12 protein-coding genes and 1 tRNA gene are annotated in these 19670 nt (G+C 63.3%); 8 read left to right on the top strand and 5 right to left on the bottom strand.

Annotated features, from left to right (window positions below; genetic code table 11):
* Positions 1-2: 2 nt before the first annotated feature.
* A tRNA-Met gene (locus tag LQ953_RS04860) sits at positions 3-79 on the top strand.
* A 556-nt stretch (positions 80-635) separates the two neighbouring features.
* Here the strand turns inward: LQ953_RS04860 and LQ953_RS04855 are convergent.
* Positions 636-1799, bottom strand: coding sequence for an MFS transporter (locus LQ953_RS04855; RefSeq protein ID WP_231029537.1), 1164 nt, complete (start codon positions 1797-1799; stop codon positions 636-638).
* Between the two features lie 352 nt (positions 1800-2151).
* Between LQ953_RS04855 and LQ953_RS04850 the strand changes: the two genes are divergently transcribed.
* The 6 genes from LQ953_RS04850 to LQ953_RS04825 all read left to right on the top strand — a co-directional run bounded on the left by LQ953_RS04850 (position 2152) and on the right by LQ953_RS04825 (position 11200).
* Positions 2152-5214: a TonB-dependent receptor gene (locus LQ953_RS04850; protein ID WP_231029536.1), complete on the top strand. Its 3063-nt coding sequence runs from the start codon at positions 2152-2154 to the stop codon at positions 5212-5214.
* Positions 5215-5319: 105 nt separating this feature from the next.
* Positions 5320-6879 carry a tryptophan halogenase family protein gene (locus LQ953_RS04845; RefSeq protein WP_231029535.1) on the top strand — a complete coding sequence of 520 codons (1560 nt, stop codon included), beginning with the start codon at positions 5320-5322 and terminating at the stop codon, positions 6877-6879.
* A 1-nt stretch (position 6880) separates the two neighbouring features.
* Positions 6881-7597, top strand: coding sequence for a SapC family protein (locus tag LQ953_RS04840; RefSeq protein ID WP_231029534.1), 717 nt, complete (start codon positions 6881-6883; stop codon positions 7595-7597).
* Positions 7598-7610: 13 nt separating this feature from the next.
* Positions 7611-8621: a cupin-like domain-containing protein gene (locus LQ953_RS04835; RefSeq protein WP_443026544.1), complete on the top strand. Its 1011-nt coding sequence runs from the start codon at positions 7611-7613 to the stop codon at positions 8619-8621.
* Complete coding sequence (locus LQ953_RS04830; RefSeq protein ID WP_231029532.1) at positions 8618-10117, top strand: tryptophan halogenase family protein; 1500 nt, start codon at positions 8618-8620, stop codon at positions 10115-10117. Before LQ953_RS04835 ends, LQ953_RS04830 begins: the two co-directional genes overlap by 4 nt.
* Before the next feature lie 18 nt (positions 10118-10135).
* Positions 10136-11200 (top strand): LacI family DNA-binding transcriptional regulator, encoded by a 1065-nt coding sequence (locus LQ953_RS04825; protein ID WP_231029531.1) that lies wholly within the window; start codon positions 10136-10138, stop codon positions 11198-11200.
* 1081 nt (positions 11201-12281) lie between these two features.
* On the opposite strand, the gene LQ953_RS04820 is transcribed toward LQ953_RS04825, so the two are convergent.
* Together LQ953_RS04820 and LQ953_RS04815 are read right to left on the bottom strand one after the other, a co-directional pair.
* Complete coding sequence (locus tag LQ953_RS04820; protein ID WP_231029530.1) at positions 12282-13073, bottom strand: ThuA domain-containing protein; 792 nt, start codon at positions 13071-13073, stop codon at positions 12282-12284.
* 131 nt (positions 13074-13204) lie between these two features.
* Positions 13205-14689, bottom strand: a complete 1485-nt coding sequence (locus tag LQ953_RS04815) for a serine hydrolase domain-containing protein (protein ID WP_231029529.1) — start codon at positions 14687-14689, stop codon at positions 13205-13207.
* Positions 14690-15317: 628 nt separating this feature from the next.
* Here LQ953_RS04815 and uxuA point away from each other — a divergent pair.
* Complete coding sequence (gene uxuA / locus LQ953_RS04810; RefSeq protein ID WP_231029528.1) at positions 15318-16508, top strand: mannonate dehydratase; 1191 nt, start codon at positions 15318-15320, stop codon at positions 16506-16508.
* Positions 16509-16562: 54 nt separating this feature from the next.
* Here uxuA and LQ953_RS04805 read toward each other — a convergent pair whose 3' ends face one another.
* Both LQ953_RS04805 and LQ953_RS04800 read right to left on the bottom strand, forming a co-directional pair.
* The gene (locus LQ953_RS04805; protein ID WP_231029527.1) at positions 16563-18212 is read right to left on the bottom strand and encodes a response regulator; all 1650 of its coding nucleotides are present in this window, start codon (positions 18210-18212) and stop codon (positions 16563-16565) included.
* The gene (locus LQ953_RS04800) at positions 18209-19660 is read right to left on the bottom strand and encodes an ATPase domain-containing protein (RefSeq protein ID WP_231029559.1); all 1452 of its coding nucleotides are present in this window, start codon (positions 19658-19660) and stop codon (positions 18209-18211) included. The genes LQ953_RS04805 and LQ953_RS04800 overlap by 4 nt, the downstream gene beginning before the upstream one ends.
* Positions 19661-19670 lie beyond the last annotated feature (10 nt).

Here is a 19670-nt window from a genome sequence, read left to right as displayed (position 1 = left end):
GTCGCGGGGTGGAGCAGCCCGGTAGCTCGTCAGGCTCATAACCTGAAGGTCACAGGTTCAAATCCTGTCCCCGCAACCAACAAAAAGCCCGCAAGTCACATGACTTAGCGGGCTTTTTAGCGTTCGGCGCTCTCGCTGCAGAACGGGATGTAAGCACTCCCGAAGCAAGAGAGCGCGTAATCCTGTGCGACATCGCGCGAGAGCGGCAGCTTAGTACCCAATATCGGTTGTTTGTCTGCTCGGCTCGCGATCTCGAAAGCGGCCACCTATTCATCTGGAGGCGACCGACACCATTGGGTGGGTAGCGGACGGGCAGCCTTTGGCCTTTGAAAAGCGTAGGCGATTGCTTGTTCTGAATGGCCTATTGGCTCAGGTGCCGCTGGTTATACGAAGGCGGCGAATTCTGCAGATGTCGGTTGCAAGTCGCGGCTAAAACGGCGTCTTCGCTTTAACCTGGCAAACGATGGCACGCGGAACGGGCTATGCGCGATAGCGTACGGGAGCGGTGCAGGGTTTAGCGCGGGCGGTAGAACGCCTCACGAAACGATGGTGTTTTGCTCCCGAACCTACTCTTAGTTTATCTGCGAGGTTGCGGGTTTTAAAAGCCGGACTATTCTGCGCTGCCGATACCCGGCTTACGGTTGCCGGCGCACGAAGATCATTAGCATACCTCCGACGAGTGTCAGCATTGCGAGTGTGACCATCAACGGTGCGAAATTCCGAGGCGTTGCCAGCAGCCAAGTCAGTGCGGGACCTACTACTCCTGGCAGGGTGTTCGTCAGGTTGAGCAGGCCGAGATCTCGTCCACGATGCGCACGGTCAGGCAGTACTTGCATCGCGAATGCGGCATGAAGATTGACGAACACCTGCATGCCGACAACGTTGATGCCGAAACCGATCTTCCCGGTCAGCGGATCGCTTGCGATTGCCATCACGAGCAGGCCGACCGTCATCAATACAGAGGCGCCAACTAGGAACGGCTTTCTCCGGCCGGTCCGGTCGGAGAGGATGCCGATCAGCAGCGCGATGGGGAGGGATGCGACATAGGCGAGCGCCAAGGCCTGGCTGGCTTGCGCCGCCAGCGCAGGAGTCGTGAGCTCAGGAGCGATGCTGTCGAGATAATATAGAAGATAGAGCCCCAGTACATTGCCCGCGACCTGGACAAGCAGGCGTGCCGACCAGGCTATTAGCAGATCATGGCTCGATACGTGTTCGTTGGTGGACTCTGTACTTCCAAGATCGCGGAGCGGCGAGCGGAGCAGCGTCACTGGCATGACGCAGGCGACTGCTACCGCGGCGACCATCGCCAAGCGTCCTACCTCGTTGAGCGCTGTGGTCGTGATGACGAGCACCGCAAGCGCAGAGGCGGCCGGCGCAGCCCAGGCCATGAGTCCTGCCAGTAAGCCTTTTTGGGCGTCAGGTACCTCTTCGGCGAGGATCGCGAGGAGGGGGGCGAGTATCGCGTTCACCGCGCATTGAAATAGCACGACCGCCACGATGAGGTCCGCCGCCGAGCCGGCCTGGGCAATTTGCCCGTAAGCAAGCGCGAGTCCCACGCATCCGAGCAGGATCCAGCCGCGGCGCCCATGACGGCGCTCCATCGATCGGTCGCTCAGCCATCCAAACACGATGTTGGAGATGCTGGCTGCTACCGCGCCCCAGATCGCAGCGGCCGTGAGCACGCCGATCCGTTCCGTGCCTGCCATTGCAGCCACCTTGATCGGCAGCAGTAACGTCAGGAGAGGCAGATAGGCGATGGTGCCCCCTGCATAGGCAAGGGCTGCCACTAGCAGCAGCATAGTGTGCCGAGGCCTGGGGAGGGGAGAAGCGTTCATGAGCGGCCCGAACGCTTGCCTGCCCAAAGTCGGTAGAGCAACGGCTGTCGACGTTTGAGTGACGATGTAGCGTAAAAGCGCCTTGGTTGTCGCAGCGGGTTGCTGGACAACCCGCCGGCGTGCGGGCGACAAGTTGCTTCACACAGACGATGCTCTCGGCGATGGCCTCAAGACAATCTACCCCCGAGATGCTCCTGCCAACGTTGACATACGGTCTTGACAGCCGGTGAGTGTGCGATGCATGTGAACGTTCTCAATCGGCACGGCTAGGTCCAAAGACTATGCTCAAGATGCCGAGAAGCAGGGGAGAAGGATCATGCGCCGCTCAAAGGCTCGCATCGTTTCGCAATTGTTTATTGGCGTTTCCACGCTCGCAGTATTAGGCGCGCCCGGCTTCGCCGCGGCGCAGGACGCCGCGTCAACTGTTGGCCAGCCGGGTCCGTCCGAAATCCAGGATCAACCGGTCGTCACTGAGCCCGAGGTTGACGATGTTGTAGTGACCGGCATCCGCGCCTCGCTGCGGGAAGCGGTCGACATCAAGCGCGATGGCCAGGGCGTCGTGGACGCGATCTCTGCCGAGGACATCGGCAAGTTCCCCGACACCAATCTCGCCGAGTCGCTGCAGCGTATCACCGGCGTGTCGATCGACCGTTCGAACGGCGAGGGTTCGACGGTGACCGTGCGCGGCTTTGGTCCGGAATATAATCTGGTGACGCTGAACGGGCGCCAGATGCCGACCGCGACTCTGGGCGATGGTGCCAGCGCGCCTGCCTCGCGCTCGTTCGACTTCGCGAATCTTGCGTCCGAAGGCATATCCGCTGTGGAGGTCTACAAGACCGGTCGCGCTGCGGTCCCCTCCGGCGGTATTGGCTCTTCGATCAACATCCGCACCCCGCGTCCGCTCGATAAGCCGGGTATGCGCGGCAGCATCGCTGCAAAGGGGGTGTATGACACCTCGCGCAACGAAGGTGATCCGATCACGCCAGAGGTGTCGGGGATCTTCTCGACGACCTTTGCCGATGACCGCATCGGCGTTCTCCTCTCGGGTGCCTACCAGCGCCGCAAAGCGAGTGTGAATTCGGCAAGCGTCGGGTTCCGTGACGGCTTCCTGGGCGATCCCGCGGCGAACGCGGCAGCCAACAACACCTGGGGCGAGCTCTCGCCGGCAGGCACGAACGTGACCAACCGTCCCAGCGGAAGCGATGTGTATGAAATCCCGCAGAGCGCGGCCTATGACCTGATCGACATCGATCGCGAACGCATCAATGGCCAGCTGGTGTTGCAGGCACGGCCGACCGACAGCCTGACCGCGACCGTGGACTTCACCTATTCGCGTAACAAGGTGGAGGCGCGTGACAGCAGCGTCGGCATCTGGTTCAACTTCGGCGACACCTCGAGCGCATGGACCGATGGCCCGAACGCCGGGCCGCTCTTCTTTTCCGAGAACTTCGCTCCGGGCGGGCTGCTCAACCCGACGACCTCGACCGGCAAGGACCTGTCGTACAGCGGGGCGCTTACCGCGAACCAGACCGAGAACAAGTCGCTGGGCGGTAACCTGACCTGGGAGGCACCGGGCGGCGTGACCGTGTCGCTCGACGCTCACCACTCGACCGCCGAGTCCAAGCCGACCAACGATTATGGATCGAGCACCTCGATCGGCACCGCCGTGTTCGGCGTCGCCAGCCAGTCGATCAATTTCGAGAACGATCTGCCGATCCTTTCGTACACGATGTCGCCAGGCATCGATCCGCTGAACGCTGGGCTGGTGACCCCGACCGGCAATTCGTTCCGCAACGCGTACTTCAAGGATGAGATCAACCAGGTTCAGCTAAAGGGTCGTTACGACCATGAAGGCGATTTCCTGGACAGCATCGACGCGGGCTTCTCCTTCGTTGAGAACAAGGTCCGCTCCGCTTATGGCTTCATCCAGAACGAGACCTGGGGCGGCGTGGGGCCGGCGTCGTCGGTTCCCGACGACCTGTTCGAGCTCGTCTCGCTTCCCGATAAGTTCAAGGGCGTGCAGGGCAGTGGCGCTGCGGGGATGATCCCGTCCTTCTACACCTTCAATTTCGAGCGCATGGCCGATCTGCTGGAAAGCCAGTACCAGGTGTGCAGCAATCCAGGTGCAGGCGAAGCGGCGCCGGGTACCTGCCTTGCGTCCTTCACGACGGATCGCCGGCTTACTGAGAAGACGATCTCGCCGTATATTCAGTTCAATACCAAGTTCGAGCTGGCGGGTCGGCGCGCGCACCTGATCGCGGGTGTGCGGTACGACCAGACGGTGATCGACTCCACCGCGCTGGTGCCGATCCCGACCGGCACGCGCTGGACCGGGGCCAACGAGTTCGCGATCAACTTCGCGGGCGCGGACTTCACGCGCTTCAAGGGGAGCTACCAGAACTGGCTTCCCGCGGTCGATTTCGACATCGAGCCGCTCGACGATGTGAAGCTGCGGGCATCGTACAGCCACACCATCACGCGTGCCGATTATGGCAGCCTGCAGGGTGGCCGCTCGATCGACACCAATCCCCGCATCGGCGGCGGTACGGGCAGCCAGGGCAACCCCGGTCTGGTGCCGTACAAGTCGAAGAACATCGATTTTTCAGCGGAATGGTATTACGGGCGCGAGAGCTACATCTCGGTGGGCTATTTCAACAAGGACGTGTCGAACTTCATCGGCAACACGCTGATCAACACGCCCGCATTCGACCTGCGTAATCCTGGTGCGGGACCGCGCTATCAGGCGGCGGTTGCGGCGCTGGGTACCACCGACGGGGTGCGCGTGCGCGATTACATCCTGCGCAACTTCCCCGCGTCTTCACTGGTGACCGGCACGACGCCGGATGGGTTCCTCACCGGCGACATCTTCGGCCTGCCCGAGGATCCGCTGTACAACTTCCAGATCACCCAGCCGTTCAACAGCGATCAGACGGCCAACATCCATGGCTGGGAATTCGCGATCCAGCACCAGTTCTGGAACACCGGCTTCGGTACCATCCTGAACTATACGATCGTGCGGGGCGACGCGACGTACAACAATACGGAAAGCCCGTATGTTGGCCAGTTCGCGTTGACCGGTCTGAGCGACAGCGCCAACGCCGTCCTGTATTACGACAAGAGTGGGCTTCAGGCGCGCGTGGCGTATAACTGGCGCGACGGCTTCTATGCCGGCGGGGCGTTCGATCCGACCTATGTCGAGGCGTATGGCCAGTTCGACGCAAGTGCGAGCTATGAGTTCGTGCCGGGGCTGACGGCGTTCGTGGAGGCGATCAACCTGACCGGTGAGAGCCGCCGCGGGCATCGCCGCTCGGAGCGGTTCGTCACCTTCTCCCAGCCGGGCTATGCGCGCTACTCGGGCGGCCTGCGGTTCACCTTCTGAACCGCAAGCGTTTCGAGTGACCGAAATGAGGGGAAAGCCACCTTCGCATGAGGGTGGCTTTTTTCGCTGCCGCGCGGCAACCTTGCGTCATTGGCGGAATCGGGAATGGACGGGCTAGTCTCCAGGATTGTCGTGATCGGTGGGGGCACGGCCGGGTGGCTCGCCGCATCGCTGATCGCCGCGCGCGCCGATCCCGCCGCTGCGGTTCCCTTGACCGTCACCCTGATTGAGTCGCCGGACGTTCCTACCATCGGCGTAGGTGAGGGGACCTGGCCGACGATGCGCGGCACGCTGCAATCGATCGGCGTGAGCGAGGCCGATTTCCTGCTGGCGTGCGATGCTTCGTTCAAGCAAGGCTCGCGCTTCGATGGTTGGCGGACGGGTAGTGCGGGCGACTCCTACCTCCATCCTTTCACGCCGCCGCCAGCCGTGAGTGCACGCGACTTGGTGCGCGGGTGGCGAGCGGAGGGGGGCGATCTGCGCTTCGCTTCGGCCGTCAGCGCGCAGGCACGGGTCTGCGCCCTTGACCTTGCGCCCCGGCAACGCGGCATGCCCGATTATGCTGGCGCGTTGAACTATGCCTATCACCTGGACGCGGGGAAGTTCGCGGCGTTCCTTTCACGGCATGCGACCGAACGATTGGGCGTGCGGCACATCCGCGATCATGTCGTGGCGGTGGAGCAGACAGAAAATGGCGATATCCGCGCGGTGGGAACCGCCGGACATGGCACCATCGAAGGCGATCTTTTTCTTGATTGCACTGGCCATTCCGCGCTGCTGATCGGGAAGGCGCTGGGCGTGCCCTTCCTTGATCGGGGCGACGTGCTGTTCAACGATCGCGCGATTGCAGTGCAAGTGCCGGTGCCGCCCGACAGCGCAGTGGCCGCCCAGACCAACGCGACGGCACATGCGGCCGGATGGATATGGGACATCGGCTTGCCGACGCGGCGGGGGATCGGCTGCGTCTATTCATCGCGCCATCTCAGCGACGATGATGCGGCCGCGACGCTGAGCGGGTACCTCAAGGACCAGCATCTTCCGGGAACGGGCGATCTGCCATTCCGTCAGTTGCGCTTCCGCTCAGGACACCGCGAGCGGTTTTGGCAACGCAACTGCGTGGCAGTGGGATTGTCGGCGGGCTTCTTGGAGCCACTGGAGGCATCTGCCATCGTGCTCGTGGAACTCTCGGTCACAGCGCTGCTCGAAAGCTTCCCTCGAACCCGCTCAACGATGGACCTGCACGCGGCGCGGTTCAACACGCTGTTCCGCTACCGCTGGGATCGCATCGTCGAGTTTCTCAAACTGCACTATGTCTTGAGTAAGCGGGACGAGCCGTATTGGCGTGACCATCGCGGGGCCGGCACGATGCCGGCGCGGCTCGGCGAGCTTTTGACGATCTGGCGGGATCAGCCCCCATCGCCCATGGACTTTCCGCAAGCAGACGAGATATTTCCCGCAGCAAGCTATCAGTACGTGCTCTACGGCATGGGCTTTGCCGCGCCGGATCCGGGACAGCTTCGCGTCGAAGCGCCCGACGAGGTAGCTGCCGCATTCAACACCGTGCAGCAGCGCGGCCGCGCTCTGGCTGCTAGCCTTCCAAGCAACCGCATCTATCTCGACGCGCTAAGGGCAGCTTCATCCGCCCCCAAGGAACAGATCAACTGACATGGCCAATCACGCACTTCTGACCGCCGAGGATCATGGGAACCTGCGTGTGCGCAGCGAGCGTGGCGCTGCCTATGGCGACGCCGTGATGAGCTGCGTCACAGTGCCCGACGAGTTTCGCCGGGTGCAGAACCTGTACCCGATCCTGTTTCAGCGCGGGCGTGACCGGGAGCACTTCAGCGCGGTCGCGTTGTTCGGGTTTGAAGAGGGCGAAAACCTGTTCCTGGAAGGCACTCGATGGGACGCCGCATACCGACCGCTCGCCATGGATATTCAGCCCTTCTTGATCGGGGCGCCGGCGAGCGGATCTGACACCAAGCAAGTGCATGTCGACCTGGACAGCCCTCGCATCGCCGCGGGCGAAGGCGTGTCCGTGTTCGATGAGTTCGGACGACCCACGCCGTATCTCGATGCAGTCGCGGAGCAGCTCGGCAGCCTGGACATCGGCTATCAGCGTGCCGGCGACTTCTTTGCCGCGCTGGACCGGCTAGACCTCTTCGAGCCGTTGACGCTGGAGGTTACACTGGAAGACGGATCGACCAACAGGCTGGTCGGCTTCCATGTGCTCGACGAAGAAAAGGTTCGCGCGCTCGACCCTACGGCGCTGGGGGAACTGCACCGCGACGGCCATCTTATGCCGATGTTCATGGCGATGGCGTCATTGTCTAATTTGGGTGCGCTGATCGAGCGCAAGAACCGCCGGCTGCACCGTGGCTAAGGCAGAACCGCGCTTGCGCTGCGCTGCGGGGCCGCTGCGCGAGATCGAAATCGGGGGGGCAGAGGAACTCGACGCGGCGCTACGCGGCGCCACCGAGCCCTTCGTGGTGCGCGGCCTGGTGGCGGACTGGCCCCTTGTCGAGGCGGGACGGCACTCAGGCAAGGCCGCGCGGGACTATCTGCTGCGGTTCCGGCGCGATGTTCCCTTCACCGTTTCCGTGGGCGAGCCAAGCGGTGACGGGCGGCTGTTCTACGACCACACGATGGGGATGAACTTCCGCACCGCGCGCGCCAAGCTCGAGGACGTGTTCGCCCGGATCGATGCCGAGGCGGACAATCCGGAAGCATCGCCACTCTATCTCGCCTCGATCGACATGCATCAATTCTTTGCGGGGCTGCACGAGGCGAACCAGGTGGATCTGGGCGAGCGCAGCGTCCTGGCCAGCATCTGGATGGGAACGCGGACGCGGATCGCGGCGCATAACGACTTCCCTCAGAACCTGGCCTGTGTCGCGGCAGGGCGCCGACGGTTTACGCTGTTTCCCCCCGATCAGTTCCGCAACCTTTATCTGGGTCCAATCGACAATACACCCGCGGGCCGGGCCATTTCGATGGTGGACTTCCACCATCCTGATCTCGACCAGCATCCGCGCTTTGCCGAGGCGATGCGCCACGCGTTGGTGGCCGAACTGGAGGCGGGCGATGCCATCCATATTCCGCCGATGTGGTGGCACCATGTCGAGGGCCTCGCGCCGTTCAACGTGCTGGTCAATTACTGGTGGCGTGAAACGCCGCGCTGGATGGGACAGCCCCAGGAAGCGCTCAATCACGCGATCATGACGATCCGCGATCTACCGGCGCATGAGAAGCAGCACTGGCGCGACGTGTTCGATTACTATGTGTTCAACAATGGCGACCAGACCGTCGGCCATATCCCTGAGGAAGGACGCAGCGTGCTTGCACCCCTCACGCCCGAAAGCGCAGGGCGCATCCGCGCCTTTCTGCTGCGGCAGCTCAGCCGATGAACGGTGCGCGCGTGCGCCGTGTGGTGGTAGCAGGCGGGGGCACCGCCGGATGGATGGCGGCCGCGGCGATCGCACGGACCATGGGCCGCGCCGTCGAGTTGACCCTGGTCGAATCCGACGCGATCGGCACGATCGGCGTGGGCGAATCCACCATTCCGCCGCTCGTGACCTTCAACCGGCTGATGGGCATCAACGAAGCCGAGTTCATGCGGGAGACCCAGGCGACGTTCAAGCTGGGCATCCTGTTCGACGGGTGGAAGGACGGGAGCGACCGATACTTCCACAGCTTCGGTCTGACCGGCAAGGATCACTGGGCGGCAGGATTCCAGCACTTCTGGCTCCAGGGGCGCGAACGCGGCCATGACGCGCCTTATGACGATTACTGCCTGGAGCTTGCCGCCGCGCTGCAGAACAAGTTCGCTCATCTGCCCGACGATCGGATGAACTATGCCTATCAGCTCGACTCCGGGCTTTACGCCAAGTTCCTGCGCACCTTGGCCGAAGGCGACGGCGCCCGGCGCGTGGAGGGCAAAATCGCACAGGTCGAGCAGCATCCGGAGCGCGGCGACGTCGCTGCATTGCGCCTAGAGTCCGGGGAGCGGATCGAAGGCGACCTGTTCCTCGACTGCACCGGCTTTCGTGCGCTCCTGATCGAGGGGGCGCTTCACGCCGGGCATGACGATTGGACGCATTACCTGCCCTGCGATGCGGCGATCGCGATCCAGACGGAAAGCGTCAGGCCCGCAGCCCCCTATACGCGCGCGATGACTCATGATGCAGGCTGGCAATGGCGCATTCCCCTGCAAAGCCGCGTCGGTAACGGCATCGTGTATTGCAGCCGCTATCTAGACAAGGATGCCGCGCTGGAAAGGCTGCTCGGCAACATCGAAGGCAAGACCATCGTCCAGCCCAACTTCCTGAGCTTCGGCGCGGGCGCCCGGCGGCGGCAATGGCACCGCAACGTCGTGGCGATCGGGCTGTCGGGCGGGTTCATGGAGCCGCTGGAATCCACGAGCATACACCTGATCCAACGCGCGATCTTGCGCCTGTTACGAATGATGCCGCTGCGCGAGATCAGTGCGCGCGACATAAACGAGTTCAACGATCAGCAGATGCAGGAGATGCTGCAAATCCGCGACTTCCTGATCCTCCACTACAAAGTGACGCAGCGGCGCGACAGCGCGTTCTGGCGCCATGTCGCGGACATGCCAGTGCCCGACACGCTAGCCCACAGGATCGAGCTGTTCCGGGAGACTGGCCGGGTGTTCCGCAAGAACGATGAGCTGTTCGCCGAGAACAGTTGGGTACAGGTGATGATGGGGCAGGGTATCACGCCACGGACCTGGCACCCGATCGCCGAGAAACTGCGCGACGAGGAACTGGACAAGCTGCTTGCCACCCTGCGCGAGAATGTCGCGCGTACCGTTTCGCAATTGCCCGACCATGCCGCTTATGTCGCACGCTATTGCGGCAGCGCGGGCGTGCGTGCCGCCTGATCCCGCGAAGGAGGCACGATGGCGCGGCAACGACAGGCGGTAACGATCAAGCACGTGGCGGCGGATGCGGGCGTATCGCTCCAGACCGTCAGCCGGGTGATCAATAAGGAGCCTAACGTCCGCGCGGAGATGATCGAGCGGGTGCAGGCTTCGATCGACCGGCTTGGTTATGTTCCCTCGATCGCGGCGCAGCGGATGAGCGGATCGCGTTCCTATCTCATCCTCGCGCTGAATGACCGCGAGCGCACCATTGCCGATTGGCGGGCGCGGCAGGGCACCGATTGGGTCGACCAGATGCTGCTGGGCAGCATGCTTGCCTGCGCGCCGCACGGATATCGCGTAATCGTCGAACTGGTCGATACACACAGCGACCATATCGAGCGTGAATTGCTGGCCGCCATCGCGGCGCTGCGCCCGGACGGCGTGATCCTCACGCCGCCGCATTCGCAAAATCCAGTGATCAGCGGCCTGCTTGCCCAGCAAGGCATCAGCTTCGCCCGGATCGGGTCCCTTGCCGAAGGGCCGGGCTTTACCCTGACGATGGGCGACGAGGGCGCAGCGCGACTGGCGACCGAGCACCTGATCGAGCTTCGCCACCGGCGGATTGGGCTGATCGCCGGATCCCCTGAATATGAACTGAGTTCGTGGCGGATCGCCGGCTGGCGCGCCGCAATGGCGCAAGCAAGTTTGAACTGCGAGCAACTACTGGCGGATGGTGACTTCAGCTACGGCTCTGGCCTGGTTGCCGCGCGCCAGTTGCTGGCTTGCTCTCGACCACCCACGGCCATCATCGCCAGCAACGATCAGATGGCCATGGCGACGCTCTCTGTCGCACGCGAGAAGGGCCTGAGCGTCCCCGATGATCTGTCCGTGATCAGCTTTGACGACACCCCGATCGTCCGCTTCAATCATCCACCACTCACCGCTGTAGTTCAGCCCATCGCGGAAGTGAGCGCGCGCGCCGCCGAACTGATCATAGCCGAACGGACCGGAAAGGATGTCGGCGACAGCCCGGCGGCAATTCCCGCGACGCTTGCAATCCGGAAGTCTACCGCAGTTCCGAGGAACCCAATGCCCGTATGATTTCATTCGGGAATGCCCGCCGTGCGGCGGGCCAACAATTCAACTCCCTCGCGAAGCAGTCATTGGCAGGTAATTGAGGGTTAGGGCCTTTAGTTACCAGAAAGCGAGGCGCGAAGCACGTCTGCAAATAAGTTAGGTAGCTCATAGCCCAACAAATAGTTCAGTGGAGCGCGGGCGGGCGGCGGCGCCCCTGCATGTCCGGAAAGCCGACAGTTCCTCCGAGATCTCCATCGCCCTAATGAGCGCCGATCGAGTCCGTTTTCGCCGTCTGCGAGGCTGAATGCGAAGTCAACGTCAAACGCCTTGCCGCTCACCGCCCGCCCGAACAGCGGCTCTACGATGGGAGGCCCTGACCGAGAGCGTCGAGCATGATGTGGGCTGGCCGGCTCCGCCCTACAACGAGACGTGCGTCTCGCCGCAAAGGGATTTCGGGATACTTGGCGCCACCAACAAAACAGCCCGTCTGGGTACCCGACTCGCGTGCGATCTTCCCGCGAGTTCATAATTGATCTGTTCCCAACACTCCAGGGCCTCCGCACGGCTGGTCCTCCTCGCCGTGCGCGACCGATGGATCGATTTGCTTGTGCATCGGCAGAGTTCGACCTGGTGGATAGCCCGCTAGACGGCTTCGCGTTCGCTGATGAGGCAAGCCGCTCCGTTGCCCTCTCAAGATCATCATTCCGGTGTGCGTACGTCCTTCAAACCAGCACGAGCCCGGACCCGCTGCCAGAACGGCTGAAAGTCCGACAGTGGCTTGCCGGGCAGGGTACCTGCAGTCAGGTGCGGGTTAGACCGCTTACGCTCAAGGGAGGCGAGGAGAACGACCCTTTGCTTGGCTACGGGCGGACGAGACTCGCGCCTTTCATGGAGTCAGGCATGCTGGTCGCGCCCGCCAAGAGGTCTCTGGCGTATATTTGATCCACGATCGAGCTGGTGGCGAAGTAACCCTTGGAGATGGCGGATGCCGAACGAGCGACTACTTCGGGCAGCCCCTAAAGGAAGGACGTAAGTTTTCGCATCCTGTCGTCGCTCGTTACGGACAGCGCTAGGCGACGATCTTCTTAGATACGCGTCTTCCGGACTAGCGATTGACCCACTTGATCGCGTTGGCAAGGATGCGCCGATAGTTCGGATCGTCATAGGCATCCGGTGAGTGACCCAGTGCAGAATAGAAAATGCGCCCCTTTGTCGACGGATTGATCCAGATAACCGGGTGCGATCCCATGGCCAGCTCGGCACCGGGCCGGTAACTTGCCTCATCAATCCGTGCGAGAACGGTCATGCCGCGTGCTGCGGGGTCGGCATCAAACGAGTACCATTCATCGATCGGCAACCAGGGCAAGTTTACGCCAGCCATGGCGGGATGATCGGGATGATCGACGGCGATCCGCGCCGGCTGGAACTGATCGCTGCCTCCTGGATGTCCGATGAACTTGGTGCCGATGATCGTGTCGCTGTACCACGCGTCGGTATGGCTGTTGTCGCCTGCGGCATTTAACGCCACGACGCCGCCGCCTCGCGCTACGAAGCGGGCAAATGCAGCGCGTTGGTCGTGCGTGAGGAAATCGCCACTGGTGCTGTTGAGAACGACGATGGAAAAGCGCTTCAACTGTTCATCGTTGAAGACCGCCGCATTCTCCGTGACGTAGCTCGCCCGACCCAGGCTTTGCGCGATATCGGCGAGCACGGCGTTCGAATGGGGAATGTGCTCGATGTGCCGCCAGCCATTGGTCTTCGAAATGATCAGGACAGCGTCCTTCAATCCTTTGGGAAGCACAGGTGCGACGGCATCATAGGTGGGTGTTGGCAAATGTGGGTCAGGCGCTGCCTGAGCCATCGTCAACAATGCGAGCAACGCCAGCATCTTACCCATGGTGAAATCTCCTGCTGGCTCGATAGCCTGAACCGAAGCGGTGCGTGAGACGTCCGGCTAGCTGGACGCTCTTCTGATAAGATGCGTAAAGTTTCGAAAGGGGGCAACTCCAAGCGATCGCCGGGCCGCTGTCACAGTGCAGCGGCAACGTCGGCGGCGAAGCGGGCGATATCGAACCGCGCGGCGCCGCCATCCTCGCCGCGCCGTACCACCACCACCTGCCGTGAGGGTATGACCATCACAAATTGCCCGCGATTGCCCTGAGCGGCGAAGCTGCCCTTGGGAAGTCCCTGTTCCGGGCCGAACAGCCACAGTGTCGCGCCATAGCCTGGACCATTCGCAGGCTGAGGGCCGCTCGCCGTCGTCATGATGTGCATCCAGCCTTCCGGAAGCAGGCGCTTGCCTTCCCAGACACCGTCCTGCAGCCAGAAGAGCCCAAGCCGGGCCAAGTCACGCGCGGTCGACCAGACCTGGCTCGAGAGGATGTAGTTGCCGTGCCAGTCTGTCTCCGCGACAGTGTGCGCCATCCCGATCGGCGCGAACAGGCTGTCCGGAAGCCTGCGGTACCGTTCCTCCCCGATCGCCTGTCGTGTGGCATAGACCGCGAGCAGCGTGTCGTTGTTGGCGTAGCGGAAACGCGTGCCTGGCAATGCCTCCAGGGGCCAGGACACCGCTTGCTCGTCCACAGCGGTGCCGCCAAAGTAAATGGCGTCAGTACGATTGCCGGCGGTGTCGCTGTGCAGCCCCGAGGCCATGCGCAAAAGGTGGTCGAGTGTTATGGACTGTCGCGGGTCGCCGGCCTTCCACTGCGGCACTGATGCCGGGTCGTTGATGGAGCCCGCCATGTTCATGCCGATGAGCGTGCCTGCAATGGACTTGCCGACGGACCAGGTACGGTTGGAAACAAACGGGCCGAAGCCACTGGCGTAGCGCTCGGCGACGATGCGGCCGCCCTGTACGATGACCACGCCGACGGTCTTAGTGCCGGCGCCATAGGCGTGATCGAAAGCGCCGCCGATCGTTCGGGCGAGGGCGGGGAGCGAGCGTGGCGAGATACCGGCGTCACCTTGTGGCCAGCGCCGCGGGTCTGCACCCGCGACAGATGGCGCACCTGCACTCTCGCGCGCAGTCGGTATCTTGCTGCCGATCGGCAAGGTCACACACCCATGCCCTTTGCTCCATGTCGCGCGCCGTGGAGGAAGCTGTGGATCGAAAGTCACGGCAACGGAGCGGAGGTCGTTGTCGACCGTGGCTGCCAGCGCTGGCACGATCTTGTCGTACTCGGGATAGATGCCGGCCAGTTCGTCGGCATCGATTTGCGCCGGGGTTCGCCCAGCGTTGAAGATACCCGAGCAGTAAAGCGCAGCTTTGTAGCCAGCAGCTACAGCGCGCTGGTGGGTGCCTGCCGAAGGCTGCGCAACGATTTGCGCGTTCGCCGGAGCGGAGAGGACAAGGATCGCGCCAGCTAACTTGAGAATCCGCATGTTGCTCTCTTCCCATCCTCTCAGGAATTTTGCACGTTTTTCGGCCAGGTCAGAGGCACTGATGGCCGGCTTCGCAGGTGCAAGGATCGCGCATCGGAACGCGGCTGGCAAGAATGACGCGCGAACGGTCATGCCAGCCCAACGGCCTCGCGTTGACTGAGGAAACGCTGTGTGATTTGGGCCGACATCCCCGATCCAGGCTCCCGGTTGTGCGATGAGTCGGAGAAATCGGCATCACCGGCGTGGCCGCCGCACTAGCGAACGCGGTATTCAACGCGATCGGCAGGCGAGTGCGTGACCTTCCCATCACGTTCTACAAGCTGTTGTAAGGAGCTCCTAACACCCCGCACTGACCGCGATACGGTTGTTCTAAGTTGCAGCAAATGCCATCAGACCCTTCGCCTGCCACCACTTCTGCGTCGGCTTGCCTGACAGCCTGCCAGTCTGCTCGGAGACTGCTGCGAAGAGAAGAGCGGGAAGACCGTTTTGATGCGGTGCGCCAGCTAGATAGCTGTGATCTGCACCGAGACCCTCGAAGGGAGCGAGCATTTGGACTGCGCGGCGGTGAGTACGAATGGCGCTACTCGTTGGCGGGGTCGATGCTACACTCCCGAAGGCCGGCAGCAACTGGCCATCGCGTTGGCGGTTCCATTCCTACGCTGCGTGGTTTCGCTGGAGACGACCTTTACCCTTACCAACACCAACCTCATGGGGCCCGCTGCACCCAGCGTAGCTCGGCAGGTTATTTCGGAGACTTCCTATGCGCAGTGATCAGGCAGGGTTCATGGTGCAGGCGATGCGGTGGTTCGGCCCTGCCGACCCGGTGAGCCTGCGCGACATCCGCCAGGCAGGTGCCACCGCCGTAGTGACTGCTCTGCACAACATCTCAAACGGGGAGATCTGGCCCTTGGCAGCGATCCGGGAGCGCCAGGAGTTGGTGGCGCAGGCAGGGCTACGCTGGTCGGTGGTGGAGAGCCTGCCGGTTCATGAGGCCATCAAGACGCAGGCCGCCGGCTGGGAAGCGCTGGTCGACAATTATACGCATAGTCTGGCGAATCTCGCCGAGTGCGGCCTTCGCACCGTCACCTACAACTTCATGCCGGTGCTCGACTGGACGCGCACGGACCTCGCCTATTCGCTGCCGGATGGTGCACGGGCGCTACGCTTCGACCTCGCCGATGTAGCGGTGTTCGATGTCCACATGCTCGGGCGGGCCGGAGCGCAGCGAGACTATTCCGCCGCGGTGCTGGAGACGGCAGCGGCGCGCTTCGCCCGCATGAACACCGCCCAATGCAAGGCGTTGGACCGCACCGTGATCGCCGGTCTGCCGGGAAGCGAGGAAAGCTTCGGGCTCGCCGCGTTCCAGCAAGCGCTTGAGGCCTATGCTGCCATCGATGCGGCGCGGCTGCGCGAGCATCTGGTCAGCTTCCTTGCGCGCATTTGCCCGGTTGCCGACGCGCTGGGCGTGAATTTGGTGGTGCATCCCGACGATCCTCCCTTTCCGCTGTTCGGCCTGCCGCGCGTGGTAAGCACCCAGGCAGACCTGGACACCATCTTCGAGCGTGTCCCGAACCGCTCCAACGGCCTTTGCCTGTGCACCGGGTCGCTTGGCGTCCGCAGCGACAACGATCTGCCCGCCATGGTGCGGAGGTTCGGCGCGCGCATCCACTTCCTCCACCTGCGCAATGTCGCGATCGAGGAACCGGGCGTCTTTCACGAGTCGACGCATCTATATGGCGCGGTCGACATGCCCGACGTGCTGCGAGCCGTACGCGAAATCTCGATCGAGCACGGCAAGCGTATTCCGATGCGCCCCGACCATGGCCACCAGATGCTCGACGATCTGCAAAAGGTCACCAACCCCGGCTATTCGGCTATCGGTCGCCTGCGCGGGCTCGCCGAGTTGCGCGGACTGGAACTGGGCATCGCTGCCCTGAGCAGGCAAGTGTGAGGGCCTGCGTCTTTCCTGTGTGAAGGTGAGGCGGTCGCGAGCCCTTGAATGCCCTCAGGCCCGAAGCGCCGCCACGGTATCCACACGCCCCTCCAATGCCCGGTTGATCGCCGCGTGCAGCTCGGCACGGCGGAACGGCTTGTCGAGCCGCGGCAGATCCGCCGACAGGTCGGCCGCGCCGGTGTAGCCGGTGATCAGCAGCACCGGCAGCCTTGTGTCGAGCAGCTTGATCCGCTCGGCCAGTTCGGCGCCGTCCATGCGCGGCATCTTGTAATCGGTCACGACGATGTCGCAGGCAAGGCCGGGCAGCACCGCTAGCGCGTCCGCTCCGGCTGCCGCTTCGCGCACGCTGTGGCCTAGCTCGCGCAGCATCTCGGCAGTAGCGGTGCGCACCAGCGGTTCGTCATCCACCAGCAGGATCGACAAGGGCCGTGTGGGTTCCAGCAGCGCCGCGTCATGCGTGCGGAAGCTCACCGCCGCATCAGCCGCTACCGGGAGCCACAGGTCGACACAGGTGCCTTCGCCGGGTGTGCTGCGCAGCCGGAAGCCGCCGCCCAGCTGCGAAGCCAGGCCATGCACCATCGACAGGCCCAGTCCGGTGCCCTTGCCGATCTCCTTGGTCGAGTAGAATGGCTCCACTGCGCGCTGTAGCGTCTCGGCATCCATTCCCGTGCCGGTATCGGCCACCGACAGGCGCAGATACTGGCCCGGCGCCACGTCGGGCATTTCACCGGTTGTCAGCACCGCGGCTTCGGCCGAGAGGGTCAGCACGCCCCCCTCTGGCATCGCGTCGCGGGCGTTGACGCACAGGTTGAGTACCGCGAGCTCGAGTTGATTGGGGTCGACCATCGCCGCGGGCAGCGAGGCCGTGCACCGCAACTGCACTTCGATCGATGGCCCGACCGAACTGGCGATCAGGTCGCGCATGCCTTCCATCAGTGCCGCCAGATCGATGGGCCGGGTCTGAAGTGCCTGGCGCCGGGCGAAACCGAGCAGGCGCTGCACCAGCGTCCGCGCGCGCTCGGCCGATTCCAGCGCACCGCCGATCAGCCGTTCGGTCCGCGGGTCGCCCCCACCGAAGCGGCGATTGAGCAGATCGAGTACGCCCGTGATCGGCGTCAGCAGATTGTTGAAATCGTGCGCCACGCCCCCCGTCAGCTGACCCAGCGTTTCCAGCTTCTGCGCTTCGTGCAGTTGGGCCAGCGCCGCTTCGCGCTCCTTGGATGCGGTCCGCACCCGTTCCTCGAGCGACAGGGTAAGGTCGCTCAGCTCCTGGAGGCGCAACCGCGCTTCATATTGCCGCCGCCGTGCCCGCAGCGACGATTGTGCGACGCTGATCAACGTCGTCGGGTGGAAGGGGCGCTCCAGAAAGGTGACGTTGCCCAACACGCCCAGGAAGCGAGCGGCGGAGGGATTTCGCTCCAGCCCGCCGCCCCGGCGCGTGAGCAGCACGAAGGGGAGGTCCGACCATTCCTGCTGCGCGTTGATCCAGCCTGACAAGGCGTGCAGGTCCGCGTTCGCCAGCGCTTCCTCGGTCACGATCACGAAGCCGACGCCGCCGTTCAACAGCTCGAGAAGCTCGGGCACGGACCCGCAGGCGACGGACTCGATTCCGGCTTCCGCCAGCATGCCACCAGCGACCGCCGCGTCGCGTCCGAGCGGAGCGAGCAGCAGCGCGCGTTCCGAAACCTGAGCGGTGTTCAACCCTCGATATCCAAAAGCCCCGGCTCATCGCCGACCATCGTCGGCACGCCGCGCAACACGCCCTGGAAGTTGGTCAGCGGCGCGCCAAGGGTCACGCCGTTCGAACCGATGCGATATTCGCGAATGGTGTTTTCGTGTGCGCCGGTACGCTTCTTAACGACCGAAATCGCGCGGCGAACTCTGCCCAGCGCCTCGAAATAGCGCAGTAGGATGACGGTATCGGCAAGATAGGTCACGTCCACCGGCGAGCGCATGTCCCCAACAAGCCCATGCTGGGCGACGGTCAGGAAGGTCGTTGCACCCTGCCGGTTCAGATATTGCAACAGCTCATGCATGTGCAGGATCAGGGCATTCTCGCCCGGCATCGCAGCCTGATAGCCATTGAGGCTGTCCACCACCACCGTGCGCGCGCCATGGAACTCGACGCAATGCCGGACCCGCTCGGAGAACTCGCCCGGAGTCAGTTCCGCGGCATCGACTTGCTCCAGCACCAGCAGGTCCTGATCGACCATCGCTTGCAGGTCGAAGCCAAGCCCCTTGGCGCGCTCGATCAAAAGACCGAGTTCTTCGTCGAACACGAACATCGCCGCGCGTTCGCCGCGCCCAACGGCATTCGCTACGAAAGTAAGCGACAGCAGGGACTTGCCGGTGCCGGCCGGACCGAGCACCAGGACGCTCGATCCCCGCTCCACGCCGCCGCCCAGCAGCGCATTCAGTTCGGCAATCGGCGATTGCAACACTTCGCGCTCAAAGCTGCGGTGATGCTCTGCTGAAACAAGCCGCGGAAAGACCCGCACACCGCCGGTCTGTATCTCGAAATCGTGATAGCCGCCCCGGAACCGCCGGCCGCGATACTTGATGACTCGCAAGCGTCGGCGCTCCGCACCATAGTCCGGCGCAAGCTCCTCCAGCCGAACCACCCCGTGCGCGACGCTGTGCACGGTCTTGTCGTGTTGCTCGGCGGTCAGGTCGTCGAGCATGAGCACGGTCGCCTCCTGGCGCGCGAAGAAATGCTTCAGCGCCAACACCTGCCGGCGGTACCGCAGCGAGCTTTGTGCCAGCAGGCGGATTTCGGACAGGCTGTCGAGCACCACACGGCTGGGCTTCACCCGCTGGAAAGCTTCGAAGATGCGACGGGTCGTCTCTCCCAGCTCCAGGTCAGAGGAATACAGCAGGCTCTGCTGCTGCTCCTCGTCAAGGAGGCTTTCGGGCGGCACGAGTTCGTAGATGTCGATCCCGTCCAGCGACCATCCATGCGAGGCAGCGCTGGCCTTCAGCTCGTCCTCCGTCTCCGACAGGGTGATGTAGAGCACTCGCTCCCCGACCTTGGCGCCTTCCAGCAGAAACTGGAGCGAGATGGTCGTCTTGCCCGTGCCCGGGCTCCCTTCGAACAGGAAGACGCGGCTCCGGGCCAACCCTCCGGCAAGCACATCGTCTAGTCCTGCGATCCCGATCGCG

The organism is Sphingomonas sp. IC-56 (assembly GCF_021043375.1).
GTDB lineage: Bacteria > Pseudomonadota > Alphaproteobacteria > Sphingomonadales > Sphingomonadaceae > Sphingomonas.
Note: the sequence above shows the minus strand (reverse complement) of the source record. Positions and strands in the feature narration are given on the sequence as shown.

Coding starts and splice junctions, on each gene's coding strand:
- LQ953_RS04850 (WP_231029536.1), top strand. CDS start 2,152: ATGCGCCGCTCAAAGGCTCGCATCGTTTCGCAATTGTTTATTGGCGTT.
- LQ953_RS04830 (WP_231029532.1), top strand. CDS start 8,618: ATGAACGGTGCGCGCGTGCGCCGTGTGGTGGTAGCAGGCGGGGGCACC.
- LQ953_RS04815 (WP_231029529.1), bottom strand. CDS start 14,689: ATGACCGTTCGCGCGTCATTCTTGCCAGCCGCGTTCCGATGCGCGATC.
- LQ953_RS04825 (WP_231029531.1), top strand. CDS start 10,136: ATGGCGCGGCAACGACAGGCGGTAACGATCAAGCACGTGGCGGCGGAT.
- LQ953_RS04855 (WP_231029537.1), bottom strand. CDS start 1,799: ATGCTGCTGCTAGTGGCAGCCCTTGCCTATGCAGGGGGCACCATCGCC.
- LQ953_RS04845 (WP_231029535.1), top strand. CDS start 5,320: ATGGACGGGCTAGTCTCCAGGATTGTCGTGATCGGTGGGGGCACGGCC.
- LQ953_RS04820 (WP_231029530.1), bottom strand. CDS start 13,073: ATGGGTAAGATGCTGGCGTTGCTCGCATTGTTGACGATGGCTCAGGCA.
- LQ953_RS04840 (WP_231029534.1), top strand. CDS start 6,881: ATGGCCAATCACGCACTTCTGACCGCCGAGGATCATGGGAACCTGCGT.
- uxuA (WP_231029528.1), top strand. CDS start 15,318: ATGCGCAGTGATCAGGCAGGGTTCATGGTGCAGGCGATGCGGTGGTTC.